Origin of the sequence: Streptacidiphilus anmyonensis, assembly GCF_000787855.1 — a bacterium.
Lineage (GTDB): Bacteria > Actinomycetota > Actinomycetes > Streptomycetales > Streptomycetaceae > Streptacidiphilus > Streptacidiphilus anmyonensis.
On sequence record NZ_BBPQ01000054.1, the window covers coordinates 26,720 to 33,221 of the forward strand.

Annotated in this window: 1 protein-coding gene; it reads right to left on the bottom strand. The window is 73.5% G+C overall.

Going from position 1 to position 6,502, the window contains the following annotated elements; all coding sequences use genetic code 11:
* A partial coding sequence (locus TR50_RS43110; RefSeq protein ID WP_152648745.1) for a type I polyketide synthase occupies positions 1-6,502 on the bottom strand: 6,502 nt, incomplete at both ends.

Consider the following 6,502-nt stretch of genomic DNA (forward strand, 5'->3'; position numbering starts at 1 on the left):
TCACCGGCACGCGGTTCGATGCCCGCCAGGACCGTAAGGAGCTCCTCGCGGATGGACTCGACCTGCGCCGAGTGCGACGCGTAGTCCACCGGCACCCGACGCGCCCGCACACCGTCCGCCTCACAGGACGCCAGCAACTCGTCCAGCGCCACCGGCTCACCGGACACCACCACCGCCGACGGCCCGTTCACGGCCGCGACCGAGATCCGGTCCTCACCCCACACCGCCAGGCGCTCACGCACCTGCCCGACCGGCAGCGCCACCGACACCATCCCGCCGAGACCCGCCAGGCCACCGGCGATCGCCCGACTGCGCAACGCCACCACCCGCGCGCCGTCGTCCAGCGACAGCGCACCGGCAACCACCGCAGCCGCGATCTCACCCTGCGAATGCCCCACGACCGCCGCCGGACGAACCCCGGCCGCACGCCAGACCTCCGCGAGCGAGACCATCACCGCCCACAGCACCGGCTGGACCACGTCCACCCGGTCCAGCCAGCCGTCACCGGACTCACCGCGGACCACGTCCAGCAGCGACCAGTCCTCGGCGAACGGCGCCAGCGCCGCCGCGCACTCGACCATCCGCTGCGCGAACACCGCCGAGGACTCCAGCAGCTCCACCGCCATCGCGGCCCACTGCGAACCCTGACCCGGGAAGACGAACGCCACCCGACCGGCAGCACCCGCCACACCACGCACGACCTCGGAAGCCACACCACCCGACGCCAACGCCTCAAGCCCCCGCACCGCACCGTCACGGTCACCCGCAACCACCACCGCACGCTGCTCGAACACCGACCGCGACGCCACCAGCGAACGACCCACATCGGCCAGCGACACCTCCGGCCGCTCGCCCAGCAACGCCAGCAGACGAGCCGCCTGCCCAGGCAGCGCCGCCTCACTCTTCGCCGACAGCACCAGCGGCACGACAGCGTGCTCGGTCGGCGTCGGCTCGACGTCGGCGTCGACGGTGGCGGGTGAGTGCTCCAGCACGACGTGTGCGTTGGTGCCGCTCATGCCGAAGGAGGACACGCCGGCCCGACGCGGACGGCCGGTCTCCGGCCACGGCTGATTCTCGGCGAGGAGCGCGACCGCGCCCGCCGACCAGTCCACGTGCGGGTTCGGCTCGTCGATGTGCAGGCTCTGCGGGAGCTCGCCGTGCCGCATCGCCAGCACCATCTTGATGATGCCAGCGACGCCGGCGGCGGCCTGGGTGTGCCCGATGTTCGACTTGATCGATCCCAGCCAGAGCGGCTGGTCATCGGGCCGGTCCTGACCGTAGGTCGCCAGCAGCGCCTGGGCCTCGATCGGGTCGCCCAGCGTCGTCCCGGTGCCGTGCGCCTCCACCGCGTCGACCTCACCGGCCGTCAGACCCGCGTTCGCCAGCGCCTGGCGGATCACCCGCTGCTGCGAGGGACCGTTGGGAGCCGTCAGACCGTTGCTCGCACCGTCCTGGTTCACCGCACTGCCACGCACCACCGCCAGCACCGGGTGACCTTGGCGCTCGGCGTCCGACAGCCGCTCGACGAGCAGCATGCCGACGCCCTCACCCCAGCCGGTGCCGTCGGCCGCCGCCGCGAAGGCCTTGCAGCGGCCGTCGGTCGCGAGCCCGCGCTGGCGGCTGAACGCGACGAACGCACCAGGCGAGGACATCACCGTCGCACCGCCCGCGAGCGCCATGGTGCACTCACCGCTGCGCAGGGCCTGCACCGCCAGGTGCAGGGCCACGAGCGAGGAGGAGCACGCGGTGTCGACGGAGACCGCCGGGCCCTCCAGGCCGAAGGTGTACGAGAGTCGGCCGGAGACGACGCTCGCCGCGTTGCCGGTGCTGAGATAGCCGCCGAGGTCGTCCGCGGTGTCCATCGCGAGCTGGAGGTAGTCCTGCCCGTTGGTGCCGACGAAGACGCCGGTCCGGCTGCCGCGCAGGGTCGTCGGGTCGATGCCGGCGCGCTCGATCGCCTCCCAGGACGTCTCCAGCAGCAGCCGCTGCTGGGGGTCCATCGCCAGCGCCTCACGCGGCGCGATCCCGAAGAAGGTCGGGTCGAACTCGGCCACGTCGTAGAGGAACCCGCCGTGACCGGTGTGGGACGAGTGCGTCTCGTCGGCACCCGCACTGAGCAGCGCCTCCAGATCCCAGCCGCGGTCGGTCGGGAAGCCGGAGATCGCGTCGGCGCCGGAGGCGAGCAGCTGCCACAGCTCCTCGGGGGTGCTGACGCCGCCGGGGAATCGGCAGCTCATCGCGACGATGGCGATCGGCTCGTCGTCGACGGCGGCCGACGCGGCGGTCGCGAGGGTGGGCAGCGCCTCGCCGAGCAGCTCCGAACGCAGGTACTCGGCCAGCGCGGCCGTGGTCGGGTAGTCGAAGACCAGTGTGGCGGGCAGGGCCAGACCGGTCGCCGTGCCCAGGAGGTTGCGGAACTCGACGGCGGTCAGCGAGTCGAAGCCGAGCTCGCGGAACGCCTTGCCGGTCTCGACGGACTCCGGGTTGCCGTAGCCCAGCACCGCGGCCACGTTGCCGCGGACCACGTCGAGCAGGGCGCGGTCCCGCTCGGCCTCGGGCAGTCCGGCCAGGCGGTGGGCCAGCGCGGTGGCCCCGCCGATGGCGGAGGCGGGCGCGGCCTGCTCGATCGCGCGGCGGGCCTCGGGCAGCTCGTCGAAGAGGCGGCTGGCGCGTGCGGCGACGAAGGACGGAGCGAAGCTCTCCCAGTCCAGGTCGGCGGCGACCACCGTGCCGTCCTCGACCGAGAGCGCGCGCTGGAGGAAGGCCAGGCCCAGCTCGGGCGCCATGGGCCGCATTCCGCCCCGGCGCAGACGCTCGGCCAGGGCCTGGTCGGCGGCCATGCCGCCCTGGGCCCAGGGACCCCAGGCGATGGACGTGGCCGGAAGGCCGTCGGCCCGGCGCTGCTCGACGAGCGCGTCCAGGTAGGCGTTGGCAGCGGCGTAGTTGCCCTGTCCCGCACTGCCGATCGTGCCGGCGATCGAGGAGAACAGCACGAACGCGGACAGGCCGTCGGTGAGTTCGTGCAGGTTGCGTGCCGCCTCCACCTTGGGGCGGGCGACAGCGTCGAGGCGCTCGGCGGTCAGGCCGTCCACGACGCCGTCGTCGAGGACACCGGCGGTGTGGAAGACGGCCGAGACCGGGTGGTCCAGTGACGCGAGCAGGGCGGCCAGCGCGTCACGGTCGGCGACGTCACACGCGGCGACGGTGGCCTCGGCACCCAGCTCGGCGAGTTCGTCGATGAGTTCAGCGGAACCCGGGGCGTCGGGACCGCGCCGGCTGGTGAGCAGCAGGCGCGCGGCCCCGTTGCGGGCCAGCCACCGCGACACCTCCGTACCCAGTGCGCCCGTGCCACCGGTCACCAGCACCGTGCCCGAGGGCTGCCACGGAACGCTCGCCTCCCCGCCCGGTGCACGCACCAGTCGGCGGGCGAAGACGCCCGTCGCGCGGACCGCGAGCTGGTCCTCCTGGCCGGTGAGAGCGTCCGCAAGGCGGGTGAGCACGCGGTCGTCGACGGTCTCCGGGAGGTCGACCAGACCACCCCAGCGCTCGGGGTGCTCCAGCGCCACGACCCGGCCCAGACCCCACAGCTGGGCCTGTTCGGGGCGGGCCGCCCGGTCGGCGGCACCGGTCGACACCGCTGCCCGCGTCACGCACCACAGCGGCGCGGCGACCCCGGCGTCGCCGAGGGCCTGGACCAACGCCAGGCCGGCGGCCACAGGCACCGCCTCGTCCAGGGCCAGCAGGGAGAGCACGCCGGTCACCGACGACGTCTGCGACAGCCGCTCGGCGAGCCCGGCGCGCTCGGCGTCCGCCGCGTCGACGTCGATGCGCTCGACGTCCGCGCCGCGGTCGGCCAGCGCGCGCAGCACGCCCAGCACGGCGTCGTCGTCGGCGGCCCCGGCGGGCACGACCACCAACCAGGTGCCCGACAGCACACCCGGGACGGTCTCGGTGACCGGCTTCCAGACGGCCTGGTAACGCCAGCCGTCCACGGTGGAGCGGTCACGGTTCTGTCGGCGCCAGGCCGACAGGGCGGGCAGCAGCGTGCCGAGCGCGTCACCGTCCTCGACGGCGAGGGTCGCGGCCACCGCGTCGAGGTCCTCGCGTTCCACCGCGTCCCAGAAGAGCGCGTCCGTCGCGCTGTCGGGCGTGCCGGCGAACGCCGGGGCCGCGGATTCCAGCCAGAACCACTCGCGCTGGAAGGCGTAGGTGGGCAGGTCGATCCGGCGGGCGTTCCGGCCGGCGAGGACGGCCCGCCAGTCCACGGCCAGACCACGGACGTGCACCTGCGCGAGGGCGGTGGTCAGGGTGCGCGCCTCGGGGCGGTCAGCACGGAGCACCGGCGCGAAGACGACGTCCTCGGCGACGGCGCTCTCCTGGCCGAGGGCGCAGAGCACCCCGTCCGGGCCCAACTCCACGAAGGTGCGGACACCCTCGCGCTCCAGGGCTTGCACGGCGTCGCCGAAGCGGACCGCGTCGCGGACGTGGCGCACCCAGTACTCGGGCTCGGTCAGCTCAGCGGACCGGTCCAGCGTCGAGACGATCGGGATCCGGGGAGCCTGGAAGGTCAGACGCTCCACCAGGCTGCGGAACTCGTCCAGCATCGGGTCCATCAGCGGCGAGTGGAACGCGTGGCTCACCGTCAGCCGCTTGGTCTTACGACCCTCGGCAGCCAGCCGTCCGGCCACCTCCAGCACGGCCTGCTCGGCACCGGAAAGCACCACGGAATTCGGGCCGTTGACGGCCGCGATGCCCACCTCGGCCTCGCGGTCGGCCAGCAGCGGCAGCACCTCGTCCTCGGACGCCTGCACCGCCACCATCGCACCACCCGCAGGCAGCTGCTGCATCAGTCGACCACGCGCTGCGACCAGCGTCGCGGCGTCGGGCAGTGACAGCACGCCCGCCACGTGCGCGGCCGCGATCTCGCCGATCGAGTGGCCTGCCAGGAAGTCAGGGCGGACGCCCCACGACTCGACCAGGCGGAACAGCGCCACCTCGACAGCGAAGAGCGCAGGCTGCGTGAACGCCGTCTCGTCGATCCGCTCACCCGCGAAGACGACGTCCTTCAGCGGACGGTCCAGATGCTGGTCCAGCTCCGCGCAGACCGCGTCGAAGGCCGACGCGAACACCGGGAACGCCTCGTACAACTCTGCGCCCATCCCGGCCCGCTGACTGCCCTGGCCGGTGAACAGGAAGGCGAGCCGACCCGGCGCCAGCGTGCCCCGGACCACGCCGGCAGCGGTCTCACCCGTTGCCAACGCCCGCAGCCTTTGCAGGAGTTCGTCGTGGTTCTCGGCGACCACCACCGCGCGGTGCTCCAGTGAGGCGCGCGTGGTCGCCAACGAGTAGGCCGCATCGGCCGATTCGGTCCCGGGGTGCTCCTCGACGAAGGACAGCAGCCGCCTGGCCTGGGCCCGCACGGCGTCGGTGCTCTTCGCGGAGAGGAGCCACGGCAGGACCGGCGTACGGACCGGCTCGTCGGACGCCGTCGACGGCTCGGTGTCCTCGGGAGCCTGTTCGACGACGGTGTGCGCGTTGGTGCCGCTGATGCCGAAGGACGAGACCGCCGCCCGGCGCGGACGCCCGGTCGCGGGCCAGGGACGTGCCTCGGTGAGCAGTTCCACCGCGCCCGCCGACCAGTCGACGTTCGTCGACGGCTGGTCCACGTGCAGGGTCTGCGGCAGCACGCCGTGCTGCATCGCCAGCACCATCTTGATGATGCCCGCGACACCGGCGGCGGCCTGGGTGTGGCCGATGTTGGACTTGATCGAGCCCAGCCACAGCGGCTGGTCCTCGGCGCGGTCGCGGCCGTACGTGGCCAGCAGCGCCTGCGCCTCGATCGGGTCGCCCAGCGTCGTCCCGGTGCCGTGGGCCTCGACCGCGTCGATCTCGTCGGGGGTCAGGCCCGCGTTGGCCAGCGCCTGGCGGATCACCCGCTGCTGCGACGGACCGTTCGGCGCCGTCAGACCGTTGCTGGCGCCGTCCTGGTTGACGGCCGAGCCGCGGACGACCGCGAGCACGCGGTGCCCGTTGCGGCGCGCGTCGGAGAGGCGCTCGACGAGCAGCATGCCCGCGCCCTCGCCCCAGCCGGTGCCGTCCGCCGCGTCAGCGAAGGACTTGCAGCGGCCGTCCGGCGACAGCCCGCGCTGGCGGCTGAAGTCGACGAAGGTCTCCGGCGTCCCCATCACGGCGACGCCACCGGCCAGGGCCATGGTGCACTCACCGTTGCGCAGCGACTGGATCGCCCAGTGCAGCGCGACCAACGACGAGGAACAGGCGGTGTCGACGGTGACGGCCGGGCCCTCCAGCCCGAAGGTGTAGGCGACGCGCCCGGAGACGATGCTCCCCGAGTTGCCGGTGCCCAGGTATCCCTCGACGCCGTCCGGGAGCTCGCCGATCGCGCTGGCGTAGTCGTGGTACATCAGGCCGGCGAAGACGCCGGTGCGGCTGCCGCGCAGCGTGCCCGGGTCGATGCTGGCCCGCTCGATGGCCTCCCAGGAGG